Here is a 23207-nt window from a genome sequence, read left to right on the forward strand (position 1 = left end):
TCCGTGTGCTGGCTCAGGCGGTCGGTGTGGGGGACGGGGTGACCGCCCCGTCCGGGGCCGGGGTGGCGGCGTCCGGGTCGGCCGGAGGCTCGTACGGGAGGGCGCTGCCCTTGACGTACTCGTCCCAGCTCATGTTCCAGTCGGTCCAGCCGTTGCCGTTCTGCAGCTTGCGCTCGGTGCCCTTGACGGTGATCGGGTCGCCGATCTGGGTGTTCTTGAAGAGCCAGTCGCCGTTGGCCATCGACACGTTGACGCAGCCGTGCGACACGTTCGTGGTGCCCTGCTGGCCCTCGGACCAGGGTGCCGCGTGGATGAACTCCCCGCCCCAGGTGAGGCGCTGCGCAAAGTCAATCTTGGTGCGGTAGCCCTCCTCCGGGCCCAGCTCCTCGAACGTGTCGAAGACCGTCTTGCGCAGCTTCTCGATGACGACCATGGTGCCGCTGGACGACGGGGTGCTCTTCTTGCCCAGGCTGACCGGGATGGTCTTGATCACAGAGCCGTTGCGGGTCACCGTCATCCGCTTGGTCTTGTTGTCGACGGTCATGACCACCGCAGCGCCGATCTTGACGTCCACCGAGAGGTCTGCGCGGCCGTACCAACCCGCACCCATCGGCAGGCCGCCGGCCTGCACGCGGTAGGAGACCTTGCTGTTGGGCTTCCAGAACTCCTTCGGCCGGTACCGGATCTCGGTGGGGCTGACCCAGTGCCAGATCCCCTCCTGCGCCGGCGTCGAGGTGACTGTCATCCGGCGCTGCACGTCGTCGCGGTAGTCCTCCGGGATGTCCCGGCTGAACTTCACGATCAGCGGCATGCCCACCCCGACCACCTGGTTGTCACCGAGGAAGCTGCTCACCCGCACCTGGTTGCCGGGCTTGGCCATGGTGGTGAAGGTGCTCGTCGCGGTGGCCGGAAGCCCGTCGTCGCCCTTGGCGGTGACGGTGGCCGTGTAGCTCGTGCCGTAGGCCAGCGCGCCAGCCGGAAGCCACGACTTGCCGTCCTTGGCGAGGGCGCCCTCGACCGCTTTGCCGGCGGGGTCCTTCAGCTCGACCGCGGTTTCCACGGCGTCTTTCGTGGTGAAGGTGATGCCGGTGGACGCCGCCACGTCCTTGGCGTCTGCCGCCGGCTCACTGATCGTCGCCGCGGCCTTCGGTGCCGGGTTCTCGCCGCCCCCGTGCCACGAGGACGACTTGCCGCCGTCGCCGTCGGTGCAGGCCGAGGTGAAGGCCAGCGCCACGGCGAGGAGCCCTGCCGCGAACACGCGGCGTCGCCCACCGGGCCTGATCAGCTGGTCCTGGCTAGCTCGCATGAAGTCCCTCACAGTTGTGGTCGCTGCCCCATCGTCTCTTACTGACGCGCCAGAGCCGGCCCCGGTTGCCGAGGGTGAACCGAAACACGCCGTCAATAGTGCCCGAATACTGCTACTATCCGGCGTTTCATGAGCCTGGCTCGTCTCCGTGCCGGGAGTGCGGGGGTCGCCGCGTCGTCATCGACCGGCGGGAGTGCAAGAGTACGCCGGCCCGGCCAACGGCCGAGCCGGCGCAACGAGGCCGACGGCTCAGACCGCCGGGCCGGCCCCGCCACTGGGCACCGGCAACGCGCTGCCCTTGATGAACTCCGACCAGCTCAGGCTCCACGCCGTCCAACCGTTACCGGCGGTGATCCTGCGCTCGGTGCCCTTGATCGTGATCGGGTCACCGATCCGGGTCTTGTCGAACAACCACCTGGCGTTCGCCATCGACACGTTCACGCAGCCGTGCGAGACGTTCTGCCGCCCCTGCACGTGCTCCGACCAGGGCGCGGCGTGGATGTACTCGCCGCCCCAGGTGAGCCGCTGGGCGAACTGGATGTCGGTCACGTAGCGGTTGGCCGGATCCGGGTCGTCGCGGGTGTCGAAGACAGTGGCTTCCTTCTTCTCCATCACCACCATCGTGCCGCTCGACGACGGGGTGCTCTTCTTGCCCAGGCTCACCGGAATGGTGCGTACCGGCGTGCCGTTCTCGAACACCGTCATCTTCTTGTTGGCGTTGTCGACCTTCATCTCGAACGAGCGGCCGATCTTGGCGGTGGCCTTGCGGTCGATGTCGCCGTACTTGCCGTTGCTCAAGGGCATCCCCGCCAGGGCGATCCGCACGGTGATGGTGGTGCCCGGCTTCCAGTACTCCGGAGCCCGGTAGTAGGCCTGCGTGCCGTTGCTGACCCAGTGCCACGCGCCCGGCTGCGGCGGGTCGGTCTTGACGAACATCCGCTTCTGCACCGCCGCCCGGTCCTTCTTCGGGATACCCGGGTGGAACTCGGTGACCACCGGCATGGCCACCCCGTAACTCTTGTCATCGAAGAGGTACAGGCCCGACCCGATCGTCGACTTCGGCTTGGCCATCGTGGTGAAGCTGCTGGTGCCCTGGCTGCTCGTACCGTCCGACGCGCTGGCCGTCACCGTGGCGGTGTAGCGGGTGCCCCACTTCAGCGGAGCGGACGGCACCCAGGACGAACCATCGCTACGCAGCTTGCCCTCGATCGAGCCGCCGCCGTCCGCCGTCAGCGTGACAGCTGACACCTTCCCGCCGTCCGGGAGTTTCGCGCTGATCTCCGTACTCACCGGCCTGTTCTTCGTGCCGTTCGCCGGGCTCAGCGTGAGCGCCGGCCCACTCGGTGTGCTCGGTGTCGAAGGTGCGGCTGAGCCGGGGGTGGCGCTCACGTCCGGGGACGCACCGCCAACGAATTCCGGCTTCTTTCCGTCGCCGCCGCATCCGGTCAGTGCCAGCGCCGCCGCCAGAGTCAGGGCGCCCACCACCGCCCCGGCTCGCGTGAACCGTGCCATGCCCACCTCTGTTCTCGCGTACCTGGCGGACATCGTGCCGCATCGACGCCGCAACCCACGTCCCGATCTTGACGGTGGTGCCCGGTTCGGGGCTTTTGCCGGCAAAGCTCGACCGAAGGGGGGACCCGGGGAACCGAATTGGAGGCCGCTCGGGAGGGGTGCTAATGTTCTCTCCGTTGCCGAACGAGCGCCGCTAGCTCAACTGGCAGAGCAGCGGACTCTTAATCCGCGGGTTCGGGGTTCGAGTCCCTGGCGGCGCACCAACGATGAAGGCCTTGACCTGGCAGATCCTTGCCAGTTCAGGGCCTTTTTCGCGTACGCCGGTGCGACGAGGTGCGGTGCCAGCGGCTAGAGGCGGACTGCGGCTCGTACCAGATCAGCGACGGCTCGGGAACGGCTGTGCGGGGGCCAGGCGATGACAGTGGTGACTTCCGGCGCGTCCACGATCGGCACGGCGACGAGATCATCGTTCAACTGGGATCGGGCGGAGTCAGGCACGACCAGCAAGGTCCGGCCAAGGGCGATCAGCTGGAAAAGTTGTGAGTGGCTCTGCGCCTCAGGACCTGGGCCGTCGGGATAGGTGCCGTCATTCCCGGGCCAGCGCGGTAGAGGCAGGTCGGGCAGCTTGGTCACCTCGCTCAGCTGCAAACTCCTGCGAGTGGTGAGGGGATGGCCGGCCGGGAGGATGGCGACCTGGCCCTCGGTGTGCAGTTCCTCTGTGTCGAACCCTGTCAGGTCGTCGAACGGGTGGTGAAGGATCGCGACATCGGCACGGCCGGTCCGCAACAGCCGTTCCTGTTCGCCGGGGCCACACAGCATCACGTCGACGTCGACCGATCCCGGTTCGGTGGCGTAGGCGTGCAGCAGCTTCGCGAGCAACTCGCTGGTCGCTCCCGCCTTGGTCGCCAGGACGACGCTGGCGCGACCAGTGACGGCGAGGGCTGCGCGGCGGGTGCGATGTTCGGCAGCTTCCACAGCGTCCAGCGCTGCTCGTCCTTCGTGCAGCAGGACCGCACCGGCCTCGGTCAGCGTCACCGACCGGCTGTCACGCTTCAGCAAGGTGACGCCCAGGCGGCGTTCGAGCTGACTGATCGCCCGCGACAGTGGCGGCTGGGCTATGCCCAGGCGTTGCGCCGCTCGGCCGAAGTGCAGCTCCTCGGCCACGGCGACGAAGTACCGCAGCTCCCGTGTCTCCACGTGTCGAGCCTAGCCGGGAACGGAGGCGCGACGATACCTTCAGGGTATCGCCCATGACTCAGGTGGTCTTGGACGGCTTGCCGGCCATGACCCACAGTCGAAGACATGAGTGACACGAAGATCGCCCTGGTAACCGGGGCCAACAAGGGCATCGGGTACGAGATCGCGGCAGGCCTGGGTGCGCTGGGCTGGAGTGTGGGTGTCGGGGCCCGCGAGCAGACCCGGCGGGACGCGGCGGTGGCACGGCTGCGGGACGCCGGCGTCGACGCCTTCGGTGTCCCGTTGGATGTCACCGACGACAGCAGTGTCGCCGCCGCGGCCGATCTGATCGCCGAACGCGCCGGACGCCTCGATGCCCTGGTCAACAACGCCGGAATCACCGGCGGCGGGCCGCAGCAGCCGAGCAGCGTCGATCCGGCCGTCATCCGCACGGTGGTGGAGACCAACGTCATCGGCGTCATCCGGGTGACCAACGCCATGCTGCCGTTGCTCGGCAGGTCGGCCTCGCCGCGCATCGTGAACATGTCCAGCAGCGTCGGTTCTCTGGCCCGCCAGTCCGGCCCCGGTGGTGAGACCTCCACAGGTCCGGTCGCTGTGGCCTACGCGCCCTCCAAGTCATTCCTGAACGCGGTGACCCTTCAGTACGTCCGGGAACTGGCAGACACGAACATCCTCATCAACTGCGCCTGCCCGGGCTTCGTCGCCACCGACCTCAACGGCTTCCGTGGCGTGCGTACTCCCCAGGAGGGCGCAGCGACCGCCATCCGCCTGGCCACACTGCCCGACGGGGGCCCCACCGGCGGATTTTTCGAGGACGCCGGTGTGGTGCCCTGGTGACGGCTCGCAGGCTCACCTGTTGCTGTTGAGGCGGACGATGGTGCCGTTGAGGGCGGTCGCGAAGAGCGTCCACGCGACGTACGGGGCCAGTGCGACGGCCGCGACGCTGTCGGCCTGTGAGGCTCGGCGGAGCAGCACGAGGTTGGAAGCGTTGAGCGCGGCGATCTCGGCTAGCGCGATGGCGGGTCTGTGGGCCTTGAAGAACAGCGCGCTCCAACCGAAGTTGAGGGCCAGGTTGAGCCCGTAGGCACGGGTGAACGCGGCGCGGTCGGTTTCGCTGGTGCGGTCCAGCACGCGGGCGCCGGCCACCGCGATCAGGGCGTACAGCGGCGTCCATACCAGCGGGAACGCCACGGGCGGGGGTTGCCAGGTCGGCTTGCGTAGCCGTTGGTACCAGCGTGAGGAAGCGTCGGTGACCGTCGCCCCGGCGGCGGCTGTCACGGTGACCGCTGCCGCGGTCCTGGCCAGGGTTGGTAGTCGCATGCTGTTCAGCTACCCGGCCTACGACGGATCAATCGCGCCCCGTTCAGCGGCTGAACGGCGGTGGAACGAGAGCGAAACGCTGTCGGAGTGCTCAGTTAACCTCTGCGCCCTGCCGATGATCACCATCGCCGATGAAGTGACCGGAGCGCCGAATGGTCCTGAGTGGACCATGGACGTCTTCGAGGAGGAGGTACGCCTCGACGAGTTGATTCGGCGGCGGGTCTTTCTGGAGGTCGCCGAGTCCGGCGCGCAGGTCGATCCGGAGGAGCGGACCCGGACGACGCTCGAGGCGTTCAGCCGCAGCGGCTTCGTGGTGCTGGTCGACGACCGGCAGGTGACGGCCCTGGACGACAAGGTCCACCTGCACGCGGGGTCCCGGATCACGTTCCTCAAGCTCGTGCCGCTGATGGACACGTTCGACCCGGAGCAGGCGCTGCGCGACGTGGTCACCGCCTTCAGAAGGCGGTCCGAGCGCTGGGAAAACGCTCTCAACGACACTGATCAGTGGGACTTCGTCGATCAGGTGGCCGTAGTGTGCGGCTGGGCGCCGTCACCCTGCAGGTCAGCTGGAAGCCCGCCTCGGGAGTAGCAGCTCCTCGTGATCGAGTTCACGTTCCAGAACGCGGAGTTCCTCGTCCGGCAGTCGGCCGGAGTCGCGCCAGCGCACGAGTTCCTCGCGCTGCGCGGCGATGGCTGTCCGGCGGACCCGAAGCGCCCTCTCGTACTCCGGTGAGGTGGGCAGTTCCGATGAGTCGCTCTGCTCCAGAAGGTCCAGCCGCCCGCGGTAGCGCGCCAGTCGAGCCAGCAGCTGCGTACGCGTGGTGTTGACGGCCACCGTGCTGTCCGGCTCCGCCGCCGCAACCTCGTCGAGGCGGGCCAGGGCGGCCTCGACCGCCGCCGAGCGGGCCTCGTTGCGTACGCGGGCCTGGTCGGTTTCGTTGGCGCGCAGGCCCAGCATCCGCACGAGCGGCGCGAACGTCAGGCCCTGCCCGACGAGTGTCACCAGGACGACCACGAAGGTGCAGAACAGCAGGAGGTCACGGTCGGGAAAGGGTGCGCCGCTGTTGGTGGTCAGCGGCAGGGTGAAGATCGCGGCCAGGCTGATCACGCCACGGGTGCCGGACCAGCTCAGTGCCACCACTTCACGGGAGGTGAGCCGGCGGGCGTTGCGGTCAGCGCGCTCGATCTGCCGGGCGCTCCCGGGTTCGTCGGGGTCGTCCTGCTCGGAAATGCCGCCCAGCCGGGTGTGCAACGACCGGGGGAGGGACTGGGTCAGCACCAGCCACGCGGGGCGCAGCAGGAGCACCACGCCGACCGATATGGCGACAGCGATGACGATTGTCGACGTGTCGTACTGACGCAGGCCCTTGACGACTTCGGGAAGCTGCTGGCCGATGAGCAGGAAGACGAAGCCTTCGAGGAGGAAGTCGACCAGCCGCCACACCGCGCTGGTCTGCAGCCGGGCGGCCCCCGAGGTGAGCTGCGGCGTCTTGTGACCAACGATCAGCCCGGCGATCACCACGGCGAGCACCCCGGAGACGTGCAGTTCCTCGCCCAACAGGTAGGCCACGAACGGTGTCGCGAGCGAGATGGCGTTCGACAACAGTGGGTCCGCGGTGAACGGTCGGGCCAGACGTACCAGCCAGGCCACTGCCGCTCCCACGGCGACCCCGCCGACCGCCGCCAGCACGAACTGGGCAACGGCGGACGGGAAGGAAAATTCACCACCCACCGCGGCGGCCACCGCGACGCTGAGCATCGTCAGCGCGGTGGCGTCGTTGAGCAGCCCCTCGCCCTGGATGATCGTGACCAGCTTCGGTGGCAGGTTCACCCGGCGGCCCACTGCCAGGGCGGCCACCGGGTCGGGCGGCGCGATGGCGGCGCCGACCGCGATCCCGGCAGCGAGCGTCGCCCCGGCGACGAACAGGTGGAACCCGATGCCGACCAGTACCCCGGTGAGGAGCACCAGCAGCACGGACAAGCTGACCACGATGCGGAGGTTCCGGCGGATGTCCAACAGCGAGGAGTCCAGTGCGGCGCTGTAGAGCAACGGCGGCAGCACGACCATGAGCACAAGGTCGGGGTCAAGGCCGACGTTGGGGCCGGGGAGCAGCGCGTACACGATGCCGATGAGCGGCAGAAGCGCCGCAGCCGGCAGCCCGGTGCGGGCCGCCACCCACCGCACGACGACGATGACCGCGACAGCGGCGAGCACGAACAACAACATCGAATGGGTGCTCACCTGGTTGATATTCCCCTGGATCGGCGCGAGGTTGCTCGGAGCCACCGCGGGTTCGCGGCCGAGCCGGCCGATGGCACCGTCGGCGCAGCATGCAGCAGTGACGAGCGTACCCGCCTGATCACCGGACCTGACCGACCGCTGAACACGGCCACCGCGCCCGACACCGGCGACGACCACCGGTACGTCAAGGTCACGGCCGGGACCGGTCCCCGGCAGAGCGTGCGAAGGCCGGCCGTCCGGAGTCGCAACCGGGCAGGTCACGCTGACACTGCGGTGAGGCGAACCCCCTCCTGTTTGGGTGACGTCCGCGTGCTAGCGTCTCGTCCCGTTGTCGGTGAGCGCCGCTAGCTCAACTGGCAGAGCAGTGGACTCTTAATCCGCGGGTTCGGGGTTCGAGTCCCTGGCGGCGCACTAACGATCAAGGTCCTGACCTGGTGGTTCACACCGGGTCAGGGCCTTCTTCGCGTAGGGCGGCGGTGGGTGGTCGCGCTGCGGGTGCTCGGGAGCCCGGTGGGCCGGGCGTATTCGACCGCGGAGGCGTCCGCCGCGCTTCTGCGAGCATCCAGTCGGTGGCGATTACGCTGGCGGCGTGGGGGGACAGCTCCGGGTTCGCATGCAGGGGGATCTCTATCACCCGGTAGTGCCGCCGGGAGCCGTGTATGTGGGTCGGCAGGGGTTCGGGTTACGGCGTTCTCCCTGGGCCAACCCGTTCAGCCTGCGAAAGCATGATCGGGCGGAGGCGTTACGCCTTTATCGGCAGTGGCTGCTGGGGCAGCCGGCCCTTGTTGACCGGGCCCGGCGGGAGTTAACGGGGAAGCAGTTGGCGTGCTGGTGCCGCGTCGAGGATGCGTGCCATGCCGACGTGCTGACCGACGTCATCGGTTGACGTGGAATCGGTATCGCGAGGTGGGCCGTCTCGGTGCGTAGACACCGCCAATGCTGAAGGACTGCGGTCTTGCCGCTTGGTTGCCTACATAGAAGGCGACGTCGCGGTCGGCGGCGCAGAGCTGGGTGAGGAATCTGTTTTTCAGATGTTCCGCAGCCTCCGCGTCGGTGAGCTGGCCCAGGCGGCGTTGTAGGGCGACGAACTCCCAGTCCCAGAGTGTCTGTTGGTGACCGCGGCACTGACGGTCTGCGCAGCGATAGCGGTAGGCACCGCTGAAGCGTGGTGCGTGAAGCGGGCTGCGCTTGGTTGGTTCCAGTAGGTCGAGCTGGTTGAGGTAGCCAGCGATCTTCTTGCGGTCCTCCGCCGACCAGCCGGGATGTCGCTTGACCTGAAGAGACGAGATGTCGGCCACGCGAATCAGCGCGATCGATCGTGCGCTCCGGTCGTCGCGGGCCTGTTTGTTGAGTCGGCACATGGAGTCTTCGACGAGGGGATCGAGGAGGTTTCGACGCGACTGTCGGCTGGCGATGTGCCGCTCGGTGGTGATGGTGTCCATGATCGGCTTCCAGCTCTCGCGCCGCGGGTCCTGACTGGCTGGCAGTGCGTCGACGTGGATGATGTCGTACTTGTGGAACTTGCCTTCGTCGTCGAGGTCTCGATAGTGAACCGGGTAGAGGCGAATCCAACCCGTCCAGGGCGGGTCCATGCCCAGTGCCCCGACGCAGACCGTCTCGCCGTACCGCGCGGAGGGGTTGGGTGCCGCCTTCACTGTGATCAGGAGGCGGAGTGTCGTTGGTCGTGCCAGGACGGGCTTCGGTCTCGGATCTTCGTCGGTGCTCGATCCCCACAACGGAAGTTGTTCCAACGGAACCACCCATATCGCTAAACGCAGCCGCCCAGGCACCTCCAGTTACATAGACGGTCTCACATTTGAATGGATCCGGCACTAGCCGTGAGGGGTGAGGGTTGGCCTCTCGGCCAAACGAGGCGTGGTGCTGGAGTCAGCGGCGTCGCGCTGCCCAGATGGCCCTACGCTGGCGGCATGAGGGAACCAGCGCGCACCGGAATTGGTAGGTGATGTTGACGGCGCGGGTTCGCGATCCCGCAGGAGATCCCGGACGAGGTGCGGACGGCGTTCGAGCGCCTGGTCGCGGCCGGCTCTACGAGCCGGCTAGTTTGAGCGGTTGAGGACACATGCGCACCTCCACGATCGGCGACGTGAAGGTCCTGCTGCCGGACCTCGAACACGACGACCTCGACAGCACGACGGAGCTTGTCGACCGCCTCACCGAGGCCCTCGTCGAGGGCGCAGGGTGGCGCGGCTCGCACCTTGAGGACGTCAGCATCCGCAGCAGCCTGATCACCGGTGTGGACTTGAGCGAGAGCACCTGGGAGGCGGGCAGCCTCTTCGGTTGCGAGATCGTCCGCACCGACTTCTCCGGCGCGGCCCTGACCGGTACCGCCATCGAACGCTGCGCCATTACCGGCTCCCGATTTACCGGCACCAGGCTCAGCGACGTACGCCTCAAGGACGTCCTGTTCGACGGCTGCCGCTTCGACTACGCCACCTTCCAACGCGTCGCCGCCGCCGGTTCGGTCGCGTTCACCGACTGCACTTTCACCAACGGGGCGTGGTCTTCCTGCCGACTACGGAGCATCGCGCTGCGGTCGTGTGACCTTGCTGGACTGGAGTTGGACTCCTGCCACCTCGACGGCACCGATCTGCGCGGCAGCCGGCTCCAGGGCCTCAAGACGCCGCTGGACAACCTGCGCGGCGTCACCCTCGGCGAGGACCAACTTCCTGACCTCACCCAGCTGGCCGTCGCCGCCCTCAAACTCACTGTGCGCAACGACTGACGCCGAGGAGGCATCGTGCTCGCTGAACCCACCGGCAGCCCGGACACGGTCCTCGTCTGCGTCCGAGGCAACTCCGGCTCGGGCAAGAGCAGCATCGCCCGGGAGCTACGACGCCGGCACGGCCGGGGCTGCGCCCTGGTCGAGCAGGACTACCTGCGCCGCATCGTGCTGCGCGAGCGCGACAAGCCCGGCGGCGCGGCACCGGCGTTGATCGGGCAGACGGTTCGGTTCGCCCTCGACCACGGCTATCACGTGGTCGTGGAGGGCATCTTGCACACCAGTCGCCATCGAAGCATGTTGACCTCTCTGCGGGACGACCACCGCGGCCGGTCGCTGTTCTGCTATCTAGACGTGTCCCTGCCCGAGACCTTGCGCCGGCACCTCACCCGCCCGCAGGCCAGCGAGTTCACCTCCGAGCACATGAGCGGCTGGTACGCCGCCCACGACGTCCTGGGCTGGCCCGACGAGCTCGTTCTGCCCGAGACCACCGGGCTGGACGAGGCCGTTGATGCCATCGCTGCTGCGGCTGGGCTACCCCAGACCGGACGCGACGACGACCTGCTACCGAGCGTTCCATCCCCGTAGAGCAGCTCAGCTGGCTACCGATGTCGCCGATCCGGCGCACCGTTCGTCAACCTCAGCATCGAGTGGCCAGAGAGCCCAGCGACCGCGACGGCATGGAGCTCGCCGAACCGCCTCCGGCGAGATGAGGTTCGCGGTGTAGCGACGTAAGCGATGCCGACGCCCAGAGGCGTGGTCTACCCGCGACTCGCGTGCTGATTGCGTCCGGTATGCACGGCGGCTGCGGCGATCATGACAGCACCGGCTGCGGCGACGATGCGGACACGGCGAGGTCGGTTGGCGGACAGGGCCGTCGTCAGCAGCCCCCACCCGGAGGCCAGTGCGAGCGGCAGCCGCCCCCGCCGGCTTCGCGCGACCGCGCCGGCTGCGACGGCGGAGGTGGCGAGTAGTCCGGCGGCGGACGCGGTAACTGTGCGCGGTGCGTCCGGAGAAGCGCCGGAGGCGACCTTGGCTGCGGCAATGTTGACGGCGCTGGCCACTGTCGTCCACCCCAGGAGGAGGCCCGTGCTCAGCGGTGTGAGCGCGGTCCACGTGGTCGTGTCGGGTGCGCGTTGCAGGCGCAGGTGAGCGGTGGCGGCGAAGCCGGCGGCGGCCGGCAGGAGGAACGGCGTGAGCGCGAAACGGTCGCTCTGCGCGGCAACCGACCAGGCGGTGTTCATCGCGTAGGCGCCAACCAGCGGCCACCCGACCGCACGACTCATGGGCTCACCTCGACCCTGCGGCAGGCACTGACCGATGGTCGAGGCGATGCATCCGGCGAAGATCGGCGCCCAGACCGCGAAGGCGTAGTCCGGAGGCGTGATCACCGTGTCGTAGCGGTCTGTCTGCTCTCCGTCGCCGATCAGCGCCCCGAGAACGGGTGCGGCGACGAACGCCGCGCACGTGCCCGTGAGGGCGATCGATCGCAGGCCGTCGTCCATGATCTCTCCGATCATCGTCAGAGCGGATCGGTGAACCTGACGCCGACCGTACCTCAGAACCGAGCGATGGTGCGTTGATGCTCGGCGATTCATCACAGGCCGCGGTGCTCGCGCCGGCGTCCCGCCCGCCGGAACGTCGGCGGCGACCGGCCTGACGGCTGGCCGGTCGGCGAACGCCGACCGGCCGACCTCAGTCACGCCACAATGTCCCAGGTCGTTCGGCACTTCTCGTCGGCGCCGTTCGCGCCATTGCGTTCGCATGCTTCGACATAGACTCTCGTGCCCGCCAGCAGTCTGACGTAGTAGGGCTCGGAGCAGGTGCCGCTGCCGTTCGCCGCGTGGAGCGTGACCTTGGCGTACACGGGCTCCCACCAGATGCGGCCGATGGTACGGCGGCCGTCCGCTTTGCCCTCGTCGCAGGCTCGGAACGCCGCATCGATTCCGGAGTTGGTGTAGATGGCGAAGCCGTTGCCGGCGGAGTACGGGTCGGCCGAATACACGAGGATGGGGTACCCCGCAGAGGCGGTGTTCGTGGTGGCCACGAGCCCGGTGGCCGTGAGCACCAACGCCATCAGCGTGGCACCGAACCAGCGTGAACTCTTGCGGATCATCGGCAACCTCCTACCGTCGAGAAACGACCGGTGTGGTCGTCACGATCGATGGTGGGCGCGATCCCTCTGTGAATGACAGACGCGCGGACAGTTCCGAACAGGTCCGAACACTGCGAACGCCTCCGGTGCGCCGCTTCTCAGGTCGAGTTGTTCTGCAACCTCAGGCCACTGGCGTCCTGGCGATCAGGAGCCGCCTGCCGAACGCGGCGCGTACATGATCAGGGCGACGCCGATCAGGCAGATGCCGGCGCCGATGATGTCCCACCGGTCGGGCCGGAACTTGTCGACGATCACGCCCCAGGCGAGGGATCCGGCGACGAACACGCCGCCGTAGGCGGCGAGGATGCGTCCGAAGTTCGGGTCGGGTTGGAAGGTGGCGACGAATCCGTACGCGCCGAGGGCGATGACTCCGGCGGCAATCCACCACAGGCCGCGGTGCTCGCGCCAGCCCTGCCAGACCAGCCACGCCCCGCCGATCTCGAACAGGGCGGCGACGACGAACAACAGGATCGAGCGGACGACGGTCATCCGTGGACCGTACCGAGGGTGGTGAAGGGGATGGGGCAGTACGGCTGCTCGGCGCACTCGACGAGGTCGTCGCAGCCGGCCTTCACCGCAGCGCGCAGTGTGCCGGCGATGACCTGCAAATCGGCGATCTTCGCCTCGACCTCGGCGAGCTTTGCCTGGGAACGGGCCCGTAGGCCGGCGTCGGGGTGGCGACCGTGACGGTGCTGGCCCGCGTCGAGAAGCTCGGCGACCTCGTCGAGGGTGAACCCGAGCCGCTGCGCCGCTTTGATCACCTTCAGCAGGGTGACCGTTTCGGTCGGGTAGAGGCGGTGCCCGCCGAGGCTTCGGTCTGGTTCGGCGAGCAGCCCGCGGCGTTCGTAATAGCGCAGCGTCTGCGGGTTCACCCCGGCCGCGGCGGCGACCTGGCCGCTGCGCAGTCCGCTCACGCCGTCATCCCGGCGGCGGCGCGCTGCGCGAGCGCGTCGAGGACATCGACGTGCGCGGCCGGCACCCGTACGTCGAGGCGCAGCGTGTGCGTGTCGGCGGCGAGGGTGAACGAGAAGAACGAGCAGCAGGAGCTTTCCCGGCCGACGAGGTCCCGGGCGGCCGCCTCGGCGGCCGGGTCGAGACGCCACAGCAGTTCGGTGGGGGAGAGCCGCTGCTGCGCCAGCAGGGAGGTGGCGAACAGGTTGTCGAATTCGGCCAGCCGCAGCGGCCGTTTTCTGCTCGGCAGGGTGCACGACTCGGGCACCCACGCCGGGGAGTCAGTGGTCATACCAACGACGGTAAGCGTGTACCTGGGTACCGGATGCAAGTCGGACGGTCACGACAGACGGGGTTGCCGGCGCCCGTAGACGCCGGCAACCCCGGGCTCAGTTGGCGTGGGTCAGGCGGGTGGTGATGCGCAGGCCCAGCAGGGTGTCGTTCATCCACGGCACCCGCTCGCGGTGCAGGCCGGCGGCCATCTGGTCCGCCCACACCTCGTACCGCTGCAGGAGCGTGTTGGCGCGGGACCGCGCGCTGGTGATCAGGCAGTCGCCCAGTGGGTCACCGGGCAGGTTCGACGAGTCGACAGCGGGCTCGCACGGCGCCTTGAGGCTGACCTGGTTGAGCAGTGGGCGGCTGGGTTCGAGCGAGCACGGTGTGGGCGCGCAGGGGACGTAGTTCTCGCTCGCCCTGGCATAGGCATTGCCGATCTTGGCGTCCGTCGGCATGTTCACCGGGATCTGGTACTGCCCGAACAGGTTCGCGGACAGCACGTCGTCCGAGTCGAGGGCGTTGGGCAGACCCAACCGGGTGTACGCCTGAAGCAGCCGCGCCGCAGTGTTCACCTTCTTCAGGGCGGTGGGCACCGGCCCGCCGATCTGGGTGCTCTGGTCCCGTACCCGGTCGTACATGGACTTCTGCCGGGCCTGGAGGAAACCGCGCAGGGTCGACTTCAGCGTGGTGTCCAGTGCCGTGTTGTTCACGATCGTGGCGCCGCTCGCGAAGGCGTACCGGCCGGACGGCCACTTCTGGGTCAGGCCCTGCTCGGGTGTGGTCTCGCTGTCGCAGCTGAAGAACTCGCAGTAGACCTGGTAGACCTGCTCGCCCGGCCAGGTGTAGTCGGCGGTGCGCGAGTTCTGCCAGGCCGCTGACGAGTTCAGCCGGAACCGGCTGTGGATCTGCAACCGCAGCCTGCCGTAGGCGCGGACCACGCCACCGTTGTCGGTGATGCGAGTGTGGACCCAGCTTGGCGAGTAGCAGTAGCCGACCTCGGGCAACTCCCGTACCCCCGCCGGGGGCTCGTCGTGGCGCGGCGTGTACGCGTAGTGGAGTGCCCGCACCATGCTCGACATCAGCTCGTAGGTGACGTTGCTGGGTCGGTCGATCTGCCGGCTGCCCTCACACGCGGGCACCGTCGCCTCGTCGGCCTTCGCCGGCGCAGGGGCGAGCGGCTTGTCGGTGTCCCAGAACAGGTCGTAGTTCTTGGGCGTCTTCACCTGTACGCCGTTGGCGTCCGGCTCGTAGCGGACCTGGACCTCGTTGCTCCGGAAGGCCCTCAGCGCTGTCGACAGCTCGTCGGTGGCGGCGACGTACTCGTTCACCAGCCCGGTGATCAGGGCGTTGGCGTTGCCGTTGGCCGGTCGACCGAAGCTGGCCGCGAGGTCGGCGATGCGGGTGCCCTCGGCCTCGATCTGTGCGGCGCGGCCGGCGCTGACCTGGGCGGCGTACGTCGGGTTCTGCAGCATCAACATGGCGTACGCCTGCGCGCCGAGGTTCCACACCGTCGGGTTGCCGACCGGTGTCGACGGCTCGGCCATCGACGGGTCACGCCCGTTGGCGACCCGGGCCAGGTAGTTGATCGACCGGGCTTCGCCGAAGCTGTTCAGGACGGTGGTCGGGTCGACCGCCGGGTTGTCGGCGTCGGTCTTCGGTACGACGAAGGCGGCGCCGCCGGCCAGCTGCGTCGCGGTCAGGTGGAACTCGTTCTCCGGGTCGATGAACTCGCCGTACGTCGGGATCGGTTGACCGAAGTTCTCCCGGTAACCGATGTACTTGTTGATGTCGGCGCGGGCGTCGTGCAGGGTGGCGTCGCCGATCGCGGCCAGCACGGTGGCGGCGATGTCCTCCAGGCGCAGGCCGAGCTGGGCGACCTGCTGCTGCACCAGGGTGATCTGCGCGGTGTTGCCGGCGATCGCCGCGTTCAGTTTGTCGAACTGGGCCATCATGTTCGCGTACACCGTGTTGATCTGGGCCTCGATCCGCGCGAAGCTGGCGCGCATCTCGTCGCCGAGGGCCCGTACCTCGTTGCGCAACGATGCGACCTGGGCAAGGATCTGCGCGTCCAGCGATGGTCCGCTGCTGCCGAAGAGCCCGACGACGGACATCACCGCACCGAAGATATTGCCGGTCATCGCCAACGTCGCGGTGCTGAAGATCGAGCCGGCGAGGCCGCGACCGGTGATCGCCGCCGCGTACGTGGATATCGCGCTGATCGTGGTGAGGACGGCCTCGCCGATCACCTTGGATTTCTTGCCGGCGGCGGGGTCGGCAAACCCGATGATCGTCGACACCATGCCCACCCCGGCCTTGATGTCGGAGATGGTCTGCTGCCGAGCCTTGTTCCGGTCCTCGGCGGCCTTCTTGGCCGCCGCGGTGCACGCGGCGCTCGGCGGCCCCTCGGGCGGACACTTGCTGTTGTTCTCGCCGATCTCGAGGCGGATCTCCAGGCTCAGGCCGAGCAGCTGCGCGTGCAGGTTGGCCAGCTGCTGCTTGGCGGCCGCGACGTACGCCACCGAGTCGTTCCGCAGTGCCAGGATCGCGTCGAGGTCCACGTGCGTGAGCCCGGGATCCTGCTGGAGTTCCTCGTAGGTGCTGGTGATGTCCACCCCGATCGGCGCACCGAGGGCGGCGTTCCAGGCGGTGGCGACCGGCGGGCTGGCTGCCCCCGCCTGTCGGGTCGCGGACCACACCGCGGCGAGAGCGTCGTCACGGCCGCGCAGCCACTGGGCGGTCCGCAGCGCGCCGGAGGCGAGTTCCTCGCGGGTGTCCCACGGCTCGACCGTCTTGCCGATCACGGCCCCGACCAGGCCGGTGATCTCCGGCGAGGTCGGGGTGTCGCCGCCGGGCGCGCCGAGCAGGATGTCGACGGACTTGAGCAGCAGGTCCTGCTCCGGCAGCAGGAGGTCGAACGCGGTCAGCGAGCCGTCGAGCAGCTGCTGGCGTGCGGTGAGCTGGGTCTGTGCCTGTTCGGCGGTGGCGTTCGGGTGCAGCCGGTGCCACCCGACGAACTCGGCCGACAGCACGGCGGTCTTGATCCGAGCGGCGCCCTGGAGGTGGATCTCGGCGACCTGGCCGAAGGCCCGGTCGGTGAGCGCTGCCTGAGGGATGGGGACGGGGACAGGATCGGCCGACGCGGGCTCACCGAAGAGCACGCCTGCCGCGGTGACCGTGATCATCGCCAGCACGGCAGTCCCGCGCCTGGTGCGCGTGGAACGTGTGAGTGTCATGCCGCGAACGTATTGAGCGGCCGGAAAGGGCGCTGAAACCGCGCTGATCCGAGTTCGCGAGGCCCAGGTAGCGGATATGGGCTCATGGCCTGCTGCTCAGGTGAGTTGCTGTAACACGCCGGTACGGGGATCGGTGAGGGCTTGGAAGTGCGCGACGAGTTTTCGCGTCACCTCCGGATCGTGGAGCACGACGCCGACCTCGATGTTGTGGGACAGGGCCCGGTCGGTGAGGTTGGCGCTGCTGATCAGCGCGACCCTGCTGTCGGCGGCGATGACCTTCGCATGCAGGGCGGCGTGCACGTTCCCACTTGCGGCTCGTCGTGCGGCCGACCAGTGCCAGAACGTTGCCTGGTGACGAAGGGCAGCGAAGGTGAGTGCAGCCCCGGCGAATCCCCGGAGGGCACCGCCGTCCTCGGCTGAGCTTTCCAGGATCAGATCGATGTGTACGCCTCGGAGCGCCGCAGACCGCAGTTCGGCCACCACCTCGGCGACCCCGTACGCGGCGAAGCTCGCCACGAGCAGTCTGCTCCGGGCAGCCCGAATGACCTCGATAACCACGGAACTGGTGAGCCGTACCGGCACCGCGGCACTGATCGGCCCGCTGACCGCCAGTTCGGTACGCCTCTCATCTGCGCGTCGCTGTAGGAGGGCGGCGCTGCGCAGGGCGAGAGCGACAGCTGACCCGGTAAGACCGGGTGCCTCGTTTCGCCAGCTCTGCATGAGCCGTTGCGCGTGGGTGCCGATTGAGAACCCGGGCCGGGCGCCGATCAGGTCGGCGGCTACCGCACCGTCGGCGGGTGTGTCCACGCTCATCAGCACATCGGCCCATGCGATGACGTGATCGGCGGGGAGGTTGGTGGCGATGTCGGCGATCACCGCCACGAACCGGTCGTAGCTCATCGGGCGAAGAATCCGGAGCCAGGATCATTGAGGGTGTCGACCAGCAGGGCTCGGTCGAGGTAGTGGTTGCCCCGCTCGCAGGAGGTCTCGGCGGCGAAGAGGCAGGCGTGGCAGGCGGCGGCCGACAGGCGGGCGTGCACGGTCGGGTCGTGTTCTGCGCAGAGTGGGTCCGAGCTGCACAGCCGGGCGGCTTCCAGGGCCCGCTCGACGAGCGATCCCAGTCGGTCCTTTCGTCCCAGGGAGACCAGGCCGCCGAGGGTGCCCTCGCTGTCGGGTGCCGAGGTGTAGAGAAGCACCCCGGCGGCGGGGGTCTCGTCCGTCCGGGCGTAGATGCGCTCGCCGATCCCGGCGGCGCTGTATCCGCATTCCAGGGCCAACTCACGGATGAGCACATGGGCGAGGGTGTGCAGCAGGACGTAGCGAAGACCTGGCCACGGTGCTGGGTCCAGCCCGCGCTGCGCCCGCCAGTGGTTGTGGGCGCGGACCAGTAGATGTTCGCGTTGCTTGACCTCGGGCTGGTGTTCCCACTCGGTGACGCGTTCTTCCTTGAGGCGCAGAAAGATTCCTTCGCCTCGCATCTCGGCGCAGGGCAGCCAGGTCGGCCTGCCGACGGTTAGTGGCACCCGGCGTCTGTCCGGCGTATCGAGCACGTCCCACTCGGGGGCGTCGATCCTGGTGAAGCCGTAGAGGGCGGAGACCTCCCGCAGCCGGGGGACGAGAACCACCTCCCGGAGCCAATCTCGGTGTTGGGGTGGCACCGGCTCGGGGCGGGTGGTGAAGTCGGGCAATTCGGTGCTGGTGCCGGCGGTGAAGGCCAACCACTCGGGTTTGCGCAGGTCGTCTCCGTCGTCGGGCTCATTGTCGGGGTCGGCCTTGCTGCGGCGCTGAATAGCCGCCCAGACCCGGTCGACACCGTAGGGCTTCAGCTCCGCCCAGCAACTTTGGGTCGGCATGATCAGCTTGGCGGTGCCGGCGTCCAGCCCGGCGAGCGGTTCAAGGTCCGACCAGCGGTCGGCGACCACCTGGTCGACAGGGTGCTCGGCGCGGGGGAGGCTGAACACCCGCAACTGCATGGCGAACCAACTGTTGGTGGCACCCAGGGCGAGCGTTCGGGTGACAGCGGCACAGGGCTCGTAGGTGCCGAGGTGGGGGTGTCGTCCACGGCAGGCGGGGAGGGTGCGCTCGGCGTGCAGACCGATCGCCACCGACATCGGCCGAGAGGCCCCGCACTCGCAGGAGATGAAGATGTTGGCCGCCTCGCCGGTGCTGCCGCGTTCGGCGAGCGTGAGCGAGTGGCCGGCGCCCGGGTCCGTGCCGCCGTGCGCGACGTACGACCAGGCAAAGTCGTCTAGGTGACCGTTGTCGCAGGCCAGCACGAAGCGCGCCGGCACGGCGGTGGGTCGGGAGGGCCCATTGCCCCGGCAGCCGTGCACGTAGCGGGCTCGGTCTGGCTGGTAGGGCGACGACAGCAGGTCGAACAGCCCGGAGTCCGCTGGCGCGAGCCGGTTGCACCGAGTGTCTGAGCAGCGGAGCCAGGTGGGGAAGAGCGCCACCGGCACGCCCACGCGGGTCCAGTCGGCAAACAGGTCGGACGTCTCGGGCAGGTGCGGAGGGAGACGCAGGCTCTCCACCTGACCGCCGAGCCTGTGACGGACCGCGGTCAACAGCCGGTCCTCGATTACCGGCGCCGAGTGGGTGAGGTCCCAGTGCGCCAACCCGAGGGTCAACACCGACAGGCTGGGCAGGTCGGCGACGGAGCCGACGCCATAGGTGTGCAGCAACTGGTTGGGGCGCAATGCGCCGACCCGCAGGCTGCGTTGCTGCGGCCCGCTCACGAGGAGGATCCTGCGCCGCCGTTGCCGCTCGGCGGAACGAACGGTGGCGGATCGTCCTCGACGACACCGCGCAGCAACTGGAGCTGGATGCCTGGCTCCACGTCCCGCAGCGAGGTGGGACAGGTGGTCTGCGCCCACCGGCCCTCCTCCGGACGGTGCAGCAGCCCGGCGACGTCGTCGCTGTGGTACGGCTTGTCGTAGGCCAGCCGCCGCGCGGGCCGGGCTCGCTCTTGCGCCCACAGGTCGAGCCGGGCCTCGAGCTCGTCCTCAACCCGTTGGCGAACGGTGTTGTCGGCGGCCACCTCGCTGCGGCGTTTGAGGTATCGCACCACATGGTCGGCGAGCTGGCCGTGCCGGTCGAACTCACGGGCCCGCAGGTTGCCGTTGTAGGTGCCCTCCAGATCGCGGACCAGGGCCACCAGCACCCCGGTCAGCCCACGGTCGATGGCCCGTTCGGCGAACGGGGTCACCGACAGGGCCTCGACCTGGCGGTAGGCGGTGGCGTGGAAGTGGTCGAAGCGTTCATAGTGCGACAGGTCGCGCGGCCGGGCCCAGTTGAAGACGGTGAACACCAGCCCTGGTGCCTTCCGCCCGACCCGGCTTGTCGCCTGGATGTATTCGGCTGTGGACTTCGGCTGGTTGGCCACCACCATCACGCCGAGCCGCTCGATGTCGACACCGACGGCGATCATGCTGGTGGCCAGGAGCACGTCGATCGGTCGGGGCGCCCCCTTGGCCCGGGCGCTGTCGAAGCGCACCGCGAGGCGGTCCAGCAGCGGCCGGATCTCGTCCGAGGGCATCCGGGAGGTCAGCTCCGCCAGATAAGGGTCGTACCGCCGGGCGAGCCCGCGCTCGTCAGCGCGGATGAGTCGGCTGGACACGTCGTCCTCGACCAGCCGGCGCATGCCGCCGAGGTCGCGCAGGCTGTTGAAGTAGCCGACAAGCGTCATGTAGGGATCAGTGACCCGGTTGCGGCCGTAGGTCTCGTGGAGCTTCTGCGCCGCGCCCAGCACGGAGACGTAGACCCGGATGAGGGTCGATCGGAGGCGGTTGCCGTGCGCGCAAATGCCGACGTACCGGCGGCCCGGATGCTCCTCGGTCTCGCGCTGCCGGGCGAAGAAGCTGTCGGAAGCATCCAGCCCGGACGGTGGAAAGACCCGAGTCCGCCGGTTGAACAGCGCCCCGATCTGCTGCTGGGCACGGCGGACAGTGGCGGTTGAGGCGATCACCTTCGGCCGGGACCAGTGCCCGCGAACCGGTTCCCAGCTGGCCAGCCGGTCCACCGCGGTCTCGTAGAGCCCGACCAGCGAGCCGAGCGGCCCGGAGATCAGGTGTAGCTCATCCTGAATGATGAGGTCAGGCGGACGAAGTCGGCCGCAGGAGACGATCTGATTGCCTGGCTTGTGCCGCTTGCGCTCCCAGTCGGTCGATTCGAGGTCCTCATTGAGATAACCGTGTTGGTCGCAGTGCTTGCGGACGCGTCCGAAGAGGGCGGTGGCCTCGCCCTTCCACGGCAACTGGGCGAACTTGTCGACGGTGGCGATCACCAGCGCGGGCGGATGGCGGTAGAGCTCCTCGTCCACCAGGATCACCGGCAAGCCCGTCTCGTCCCTCCGCGGCGAATGGCTGCCCACCTCGCTGAACGGGCATTCCACGTCGGGGCAGAGCACCAGGGTGCGCCAGTGGTCGCGCTCCACCACGATGTCCTTGCCGGGGTTGATCCGGGAGCCGCACCACGGGCAGCTGGTGAGCTGGTGCGGTGAGCCGATGCCCCGGTTCGAGCGGCCCCGCCGCCGCTCGTCCAACCAGACCTTGGCGTCCTGGGTGCGGTTCGGGGTGACCCGACCGCCGACCCAGAGACCGATCCGGATCGGCGTGCTGCCCCAGAGGTGCGGTTCCGCTCGGCGCAGGGTCTCGGCCGCACAGATCAGGGTCGCGGCCCGCTCGAACTGTTGGATGGTGAGCAGGCGCAGCGTGTATCGCATCAGCACGGCGAGCCCGGCCGCGGCGTTCAACCCGCCCAGGTCCGGCTGGCGGCGGCGGACCGCGATCGTGAAGGCGGTGAGGCCGAGGTACGCCTCGGTCTTGCCGCCACCGGTGGGGAACCAGAGCAGGTCGGCGACCGCCTGGTCGAACTCGTCACCCCGCTCCGGGTGCCGGGGGTCTGCCAGTGCCGGCACATTGATCAGAAAGAAGGCCAGCTGGAACGGACGCCACTGATGGTTCTGCGGTTGGTTGGCGTCGGCGACAGCCTGTTCCAACGGGACATTGGGGTGTTCGCGCCGTCGGGCGGCGACCACGCTGTGCACACGTTGCAGGTACATCGCCCGGTTGGCGAAGCCGAACGCCTGACGGGCCGTAGGGTCCGGGGAGGCGAGCAGGTTGATGCCGGCGGCGATCCGGTCGGCTGCCTCCCGGGCGTCGCGCAGCGCCTCGCGCACCTGGTCGCCGTAGCTGTCGAGTCGCCGTTCAAGGTCGCCGGCGGCTGCCTCGTTGCGGTCGATCCACGCCCGGTAGCCGGTGACGAGGGGTTGCAACGCGGCCGTGAGGGCTTCAACCGGACCGGCTGCCAGCTCGGCGAGCCGCCGCATGTCCAGCTCGACGTCGGCCAGTTCGGGCAGGTCGTCGTCCTGCTCGCTGTCGGGCACGTCGGTGAACGGCATCTCGTGTGTCGGGACGGTCGCTGTTCGTACCGTAATGGCCTGTAGGCGGTCGGTGGGGGACGGCACGGCATCGACGGCGGTGCCGTGCCCCACCGCGAACTCCGGGTGGAACCGGTAGGCCATCGCCAGCCGGCGGCGTTCCGACTGGTCGGCGTCGTCGCCCCCGGTGACCTGCTCAGACCGGGGCTGGAACACCGGCTCGCCGGCCGTGGGGCCGGTCGCGGTCAACTCGACCTGGAAGATCCATCGCTTCGGCTGACGCGTCGACTCGCTGCGCTCGCGGTTTTCCAGGAAGAGTGAGACCAGCCAGACCTCGCCCAGGCGGCGCACCCGACCGCGCACCACGACAGCCGGCTGTGCCCGGTCAACCGGCTGCGGCGTGATCAGCCCTTCCCGCAGGGGCACGGTGACCCTGCCGCCGCGCTGATGCCGCTGCCAGACCGGTCGGCCGGCGTGCTCCTCGCGGTCCGAGGTCGCGGTGTCGTAGCTGCCCCAGGCGGCGGTGACCCGAAGCTCGGGGACCGACAGCAGCACGCTTGTGGTGAACCCGAGCGCGGAGGGGGCCAGGCTCGGCACGCTGGGTGCGGTCGGCTCGGTGTCTCCCTCCACCAGCTCCGAGGCGGTGGCCTCGGCGAAGCTGTCCTCAGTGGCGGGATCGATCGACACGCCATTGGGGGCCAGCCGACCGAGGACGTAGCGGTCCAGCGGGCTTTCTCTGGTAGGAAACTCCTCTGCCGGCCCGCCAAGCGGCCCGAGCAGATCGGCCAGGACCAGCTTTTGCAGCTCGTCGCGAATAGTCCGCTCATCCGGTACGGCGAGTACGCCCTGCCCAGTCACGGAAGTGACCGTAGCGGTTCGGTGCGACAACGGAGGGTGG

General features: G+C 68.7%; 20 protein-coding genes and 2 tRNA genes. 7 read left to right on the plus strand and 15 right to left on the minus strand.

Annotated elements, in window-relative coordinates; genetic code table 11:
- Positions 1 to 13 precede the first annotated feature (13 nt).
- Positions 14 to 1306: an Ig-like domain-containing protein gene (locus ACFYPG_RS25480; protein WP_355005406.1), complete on the minus strand. Its 1293-nt coding sequence runs from the start codon at positions 1304 to 1306 to the stop codon at positions 14 to 16.
- A 249-nt stretch (positions 1307 to 1555) separates the two neighbouring features.
- Positions 1556 to 2818: an Ig-like domain-containing protein gene (locus ACFYPG_RS25485; RefSeq protein ID WP_355005405.1), complete on the minus strand. Its 1263-nt coding sequence runs from the start codon at positions 2816 to 2818 to the stop codon at positions 1556 to 1558.
- 187 nt (positions 2819 to 3005) lie between these two features.
- On the opposite strand from ACFYPG_RS25485, the gene ACFYPG_RS25490 reads away from it, so the two are divergent.
- Positions 3006 to 3081: transfer RNA gene (locus ACFYPG_RS25490), tRNA-Lys, on the plus strand.
- 85 nt (positions 3082 to 3166) lie between these two features.
- On the opposite strand, the gene ACFYPG_RS25495 is transcribed toward ACFYPG_RS25490, so the two are convergent.
- Positions 3167 to 4015: a LysR family transcriptional regulator gene (locus ACFYPG_RS25495; protein ID WP_355005404.1), complete on the minus strand. Its 849-nt coding sequence runs from the start codon at positions 4013 to 4015 to the stop codon at positions 3167 to 3169.
- Between the two features lie 105 nt (positions 4016 to 4120).
- Here ACFYPG_RS25495 and ACFYPG_RS25500 point away from each other — a divergent pair, with 105 nt between their 5' ends.
- A complete protein-coding gene (locus ACFYPG_RS25500; protein WP_355005403.1) occupies positions 4121 to 4852 on the plus strand; it encodes an SDR family oxidoreductase in 732 nt (243 codons plus the stop codon).
- A 12-nt stretch (positions 4853 to 4864) separates the two neighbouring features.
- On the opposite strand, the gene ACFYPG_RS25505 is transcribed toward ACFYPG_RS25500, so the two are convergent.
- Complete coding sequence (locus ACFYPG_RS25505; protein WP_355005402.1) at positions 4865 to 5335, minus strand: TspO/MBR family protein; 471 nt, start codon at positions 5333 to 5335, stop codon at positions 4865 to 4867.
- Here ACFYPG_RS25505 and ACFYPG_RS25510 point away from each other — a divergent pair.
- Positions 5295 to 5924, plus strand: a complete 630-nt coding sequence (locus tag ACFYPG_RS25510; protein WP_387354109.1) for a hypothetical protein — start codon at positions 5295 to 5297, stop codon at positions 5922 to 5924. The genes ACFYPG_RS25505 and ACFYPG_RS25510 overlap by 41 nt on opposite strands.
- Here ACFYPG_RS25510 and ACFYPG_RS25515 read toward each other — a convergent pair.
- A complete protein-coding gene (locus ACFYPG_RS25515; RefSeq protein WP_387354243.1) occupies positions 5898 to 7562 on the minus strand; it encodes a Na+/H+ antiporter in 1665 nt (554 codons plus the stop codon). The two genes, ACFYPG_RS25510 and ACFYPG_RS25515, sit on opposite strands and share 27 nt — an antisense overlap.
- Before the next feature lie 353 nt (positions 7563 to 7915).
- Between ACFYPG_RS25515 and ACFYPG_RS25520 the strand changes: the two genes are divergently transcribed.
- Both ACFYPG_RS25520 and ACFYPG_RS25525 read left to right on the plus strand, forming a co-directional pair.
- Positions 7916 to 7988, plus strand: a tRNA-Lys gene (locus ACFYPG_RS25520).
- Positions 7989 to 8190: 202 nt separating this feature from the next.
- The gene (locus tag ACFYPG_RS25525; protein ID WP_355005670.1) at positions 8191 to 8463 is read left to right on the plus strand and encodes a DUF4326 domain-containing protein; all 273 of its coding nucleotides are present in this window, start codon (positions 8191 to 8193) and stop codon (positions 8461 to 8463) included.
- On the opposite strand, the gene ACFYPG_RS25530 is transcribed toward ACFYPG_RS25525, so the two are convergent.
- Entirely contained in the window at positions 8453 to 9343 is an 891-nt protein-coding gene (locus ACFYPG_RS25530; protein WP_387354244.1) for a hypothetical protein, read from the minus strand. The genes ACFYPG_RS25525 and ACFYPG_RS25530 overlap by 11 nt on opposite strands.
- A 314-nt stretch (positions 9344 to 9657) precedes the next feature.
- On the opposite strand from ACFYPG_RS25530, the gene ACFYPG_RS25535 reads away from it, so the two are divergent.
- Positions 9658 to 10320 carry a pentapeptide repeat-containing protein gene (locus ACFYPG_RS25535; protein ID WP_355005400.1) on the plus strand — a complete coding sequence of 221 codons (663 nt, stop codon included), beginning with the start codon at positions 9658 to 9660 and terminating at the stop codon, positions 10318 to 10320.
- 15 nt (positions 10321 to 10335) lie between these two features.
- Positions 10336 to 10905 carry a kinase gene (locus ACFYPG_RS25540; protein ID WP_355005399.1) on the plus strand — a complete coding sequence of 190 codons (570 nt, stop codon included), beginning with the start codon at positions 10336 to 10338 and terminating at the stop codon, positions 10903 to 10905.
- A 173-nt stretch (positions 10906 to 11078) separates the two neighbouring features.
- On the opposite strand, the gene ACFYPG_RS25545 is transcribed toward ACFYPG_RS25540, so the two are convergent.
- The 9 genes from ACFYPG_RS25545 to drmA form a co-directional block, all read right to left on the minus strand.
- Positions 11079 to 11837, minus strand: a complete 759-nt coding sequence (locus ACFYPG_RS25545; RefSeq protein WP_355005398.1) for a hypothetical protein — start codon at positions 11835 to 11837, stop codon at positions 11079 to 11081.
- A gap of 179 nt (positions 11838 to 12016) precedes the next feature.
- On the minus strand, positions 12017 to 12433 hold the full coding sequence (locus tag ACFYPG_RS25550; RefSeq protein WP_355005397.1) for a hypothetical protein: 417 nt from the start codon (positions 12431 to 12433) through the stop codon (positions 12017 to 12019).
- Between the two features lie 183 nt (positions 12434 to 12616).
- The gene (locus ACFYPG_RS25555) at positions 12617 to 12961 is read right to left on the minus strand and encodes a YnfA family protein (RefSeq protein WP_355005396.1); all 345 of its coding nucleotides are present in this window, start codon (positions 12959 to 12961) and stop codon (positions 12617 to 12619) included.
- Positions 12958 to 13386: a MerR family transcriptional regulator gene (locus ACFYPG_RS25560; protein ID WP_355005395.1), complete on the minus strand. Its 429-nt coding sequence runs from the start codon at positions 13384 to 13386 to the stop codon at positions 12958 to 12960. The genes ACFYPG_RS25555 and ACFYPG_RS25560 overlap by 4 nt, the downstream gene beginning before the upstream one ends.
- Entirely contained in the window at positions 13383 to 13715 is a 333-nt protein-coding gene (locus ACFYPG_RS25565) for a hypothetical protein (protein WP_387354110.1), read from the minus strand. Before ACFYPG_RS25565 ends, ACFYPG_RS25560 begins: the two co-directional genes overlap by 4 nt.
- 97 nt (positions 13716 to 13812) lie before the next feature.
- Entirely contained in the window at positions 13813 to 16932 is a 3120-nt protein-coding gene (locus ACFYPG_RS25570; protein ID WP_387354111.1) for a hypothetical protein, read from the minus strand.
- 96 nt (positions 16933 to 17028) lie between these two features.
- Positions 17029 to 17832, minus strand: a complete 804-nt coding sequence (gene drmC / locus ACFYPG_RS25575) for a DISARM system phospholipase D-like protein DrmC (RefSeq protein ID WP_387354112.1) — start codon at positions 17830 to 17832, stop codon at positions 17029 to 17031.
- The gene (gene drmB, locus ACFYPG_RS25580) at positions 17829 to 19667 is read right to left on the minus strand and encodes a DrmB family protein (RefSeq protein WP_387354113.1); all 1839 of its coding nucleotides are present in this window, start codon (positions 19665 to 19667) and stop codon (positions 17829 to 17831) included. The genes drmC and drmB overlap by 4 nt, the downstream gene beginning before the upstream one ends.
- Positions 19664 to 23167, minus strand: a complete 3504-nt coding sequence (gene drmA, locus ACFYPG_RS25585; protein WP_387354114.1) for a DISARM system helicase DrmA — start codon at positions 23165 to 23167, stop codon at positions 19664 to 19666. Before drmA ends, drmB begins: the two co-directional genes overlap by 4 nt.
- Positions 23168 to 23207 lie beyond the last annotated feature (40 nt).

The sequence above is a fragment of the Micromonospora sp. NPDC005553 genome, assembly GCF_042871765.1.
Lineage (GTDB): Bacteria > Actinomycetota > Actinomycetes > Mycobacteriales > Micromonosporaceae > Micromonospora.

What these genes read in the sequence shown, in the direction of transcription:
- ACFYPG_RS25545 (WP_355005398.1), bottom strand. Translation starts at nt 11,837, where the DNA reads ATGATCGGAGAGATCATGGACGACGGCCTGCGATCGATCGCCCTCACG.
- ACFYPG_RS25485 (WP_355005405.1), bottom strand. Translation starts at nt 2,818, where the DNA reads ATGGCACGGTTCACGCGAGCCGGGGCGGTGGTGGGCGCCCTGACTCTG.
- ACFYPG_RS25525 (WP_355005670.1), top strand. Translation starts at nt 8,191, where the DNA reads ATGCAGGGGGATCTCTATCACCCGGTAGTGCCGCCGGGAGCCGTGTAT.
- ACFYPG_RS25515 (WP_387354243.1), bottom strand. Translation starts at nt 7,562, where the DNA reads ATGTTGTTGTTCGTGCTCGCCGCTGTCGCGGTCATCGTCGTCGTGCGG.
- ACFYPG_RS25550 (WP_355005397.1), bottom strand. Translation starts at nt 12,433, where the DNA reads ATGATCCGCAAGAGTTCACGCTGGTTCGGTGCCACGCTGATGGCGTTG.
- drmC (WP_387354112.1), bottom strand. Translation starts at nt 17,832, where the DNA reads ATGAGCTACGACCGGTTCGTGGCGGTGATCGCCGACATCGCCACCAAC.
- ACFYPG_RS25500 (WP_355005403.1), top strand. Translation starts at nt 4,121, where the DNA reads ATGAGTGACACGAAGATCGCCCTGGTAACCGGGGCCAACAAGGGCATC.
- ACFYPG_RS25480 (WP_355005406.1), bottom strand. Translation starts at nt 1,306, where the DNA reads ATGCGAGCTAGCCAGGACCAGCTGATCAGGCCCGGTGGGCGACGCCGC.
- ACFYPG_RS25555 (WP_355005396.1), bottom strand. Translation starts at nt 12,961, where the DNA reads ATGACCGTCGTCCGCTCGATCCTGTTGTTCGTCGTCGCCGCCCTGTTC.
- ACFYPG_RS25565 (WP_387354110.1), bottom strand. Translation starts at nt 13,715, where the DNA reads ATGACCACTGACTCCCCGGCGTGGGTGCCCGAGTCGTGCACCCTGCCG.
- ACFYPG_RS25505 (WP_355005402.1), bottom strand. Translation starts at nt 5,335, where the DNA reads ATGCGACTACCAACCCTGGCCAGGACCGCGGCAGCGGTCACCGTGACA.
- ACFYPG_RS25535 (WP_355005400.1), top strand. Translation starts at nt 9,658, where the DNA reads ATGCGCACCTCCACGATCGGCGACGTGAAGGTCCTGCTGCCGGACCTC.
- ACFYPG_RS25570 (WP_387354111.1), bottom strand. Translation starts at nt 16,932, where the DNA reads ATGACACTCACACGTTCCACGCGCACCAGGCGCGGGACTGCCGTGCTG.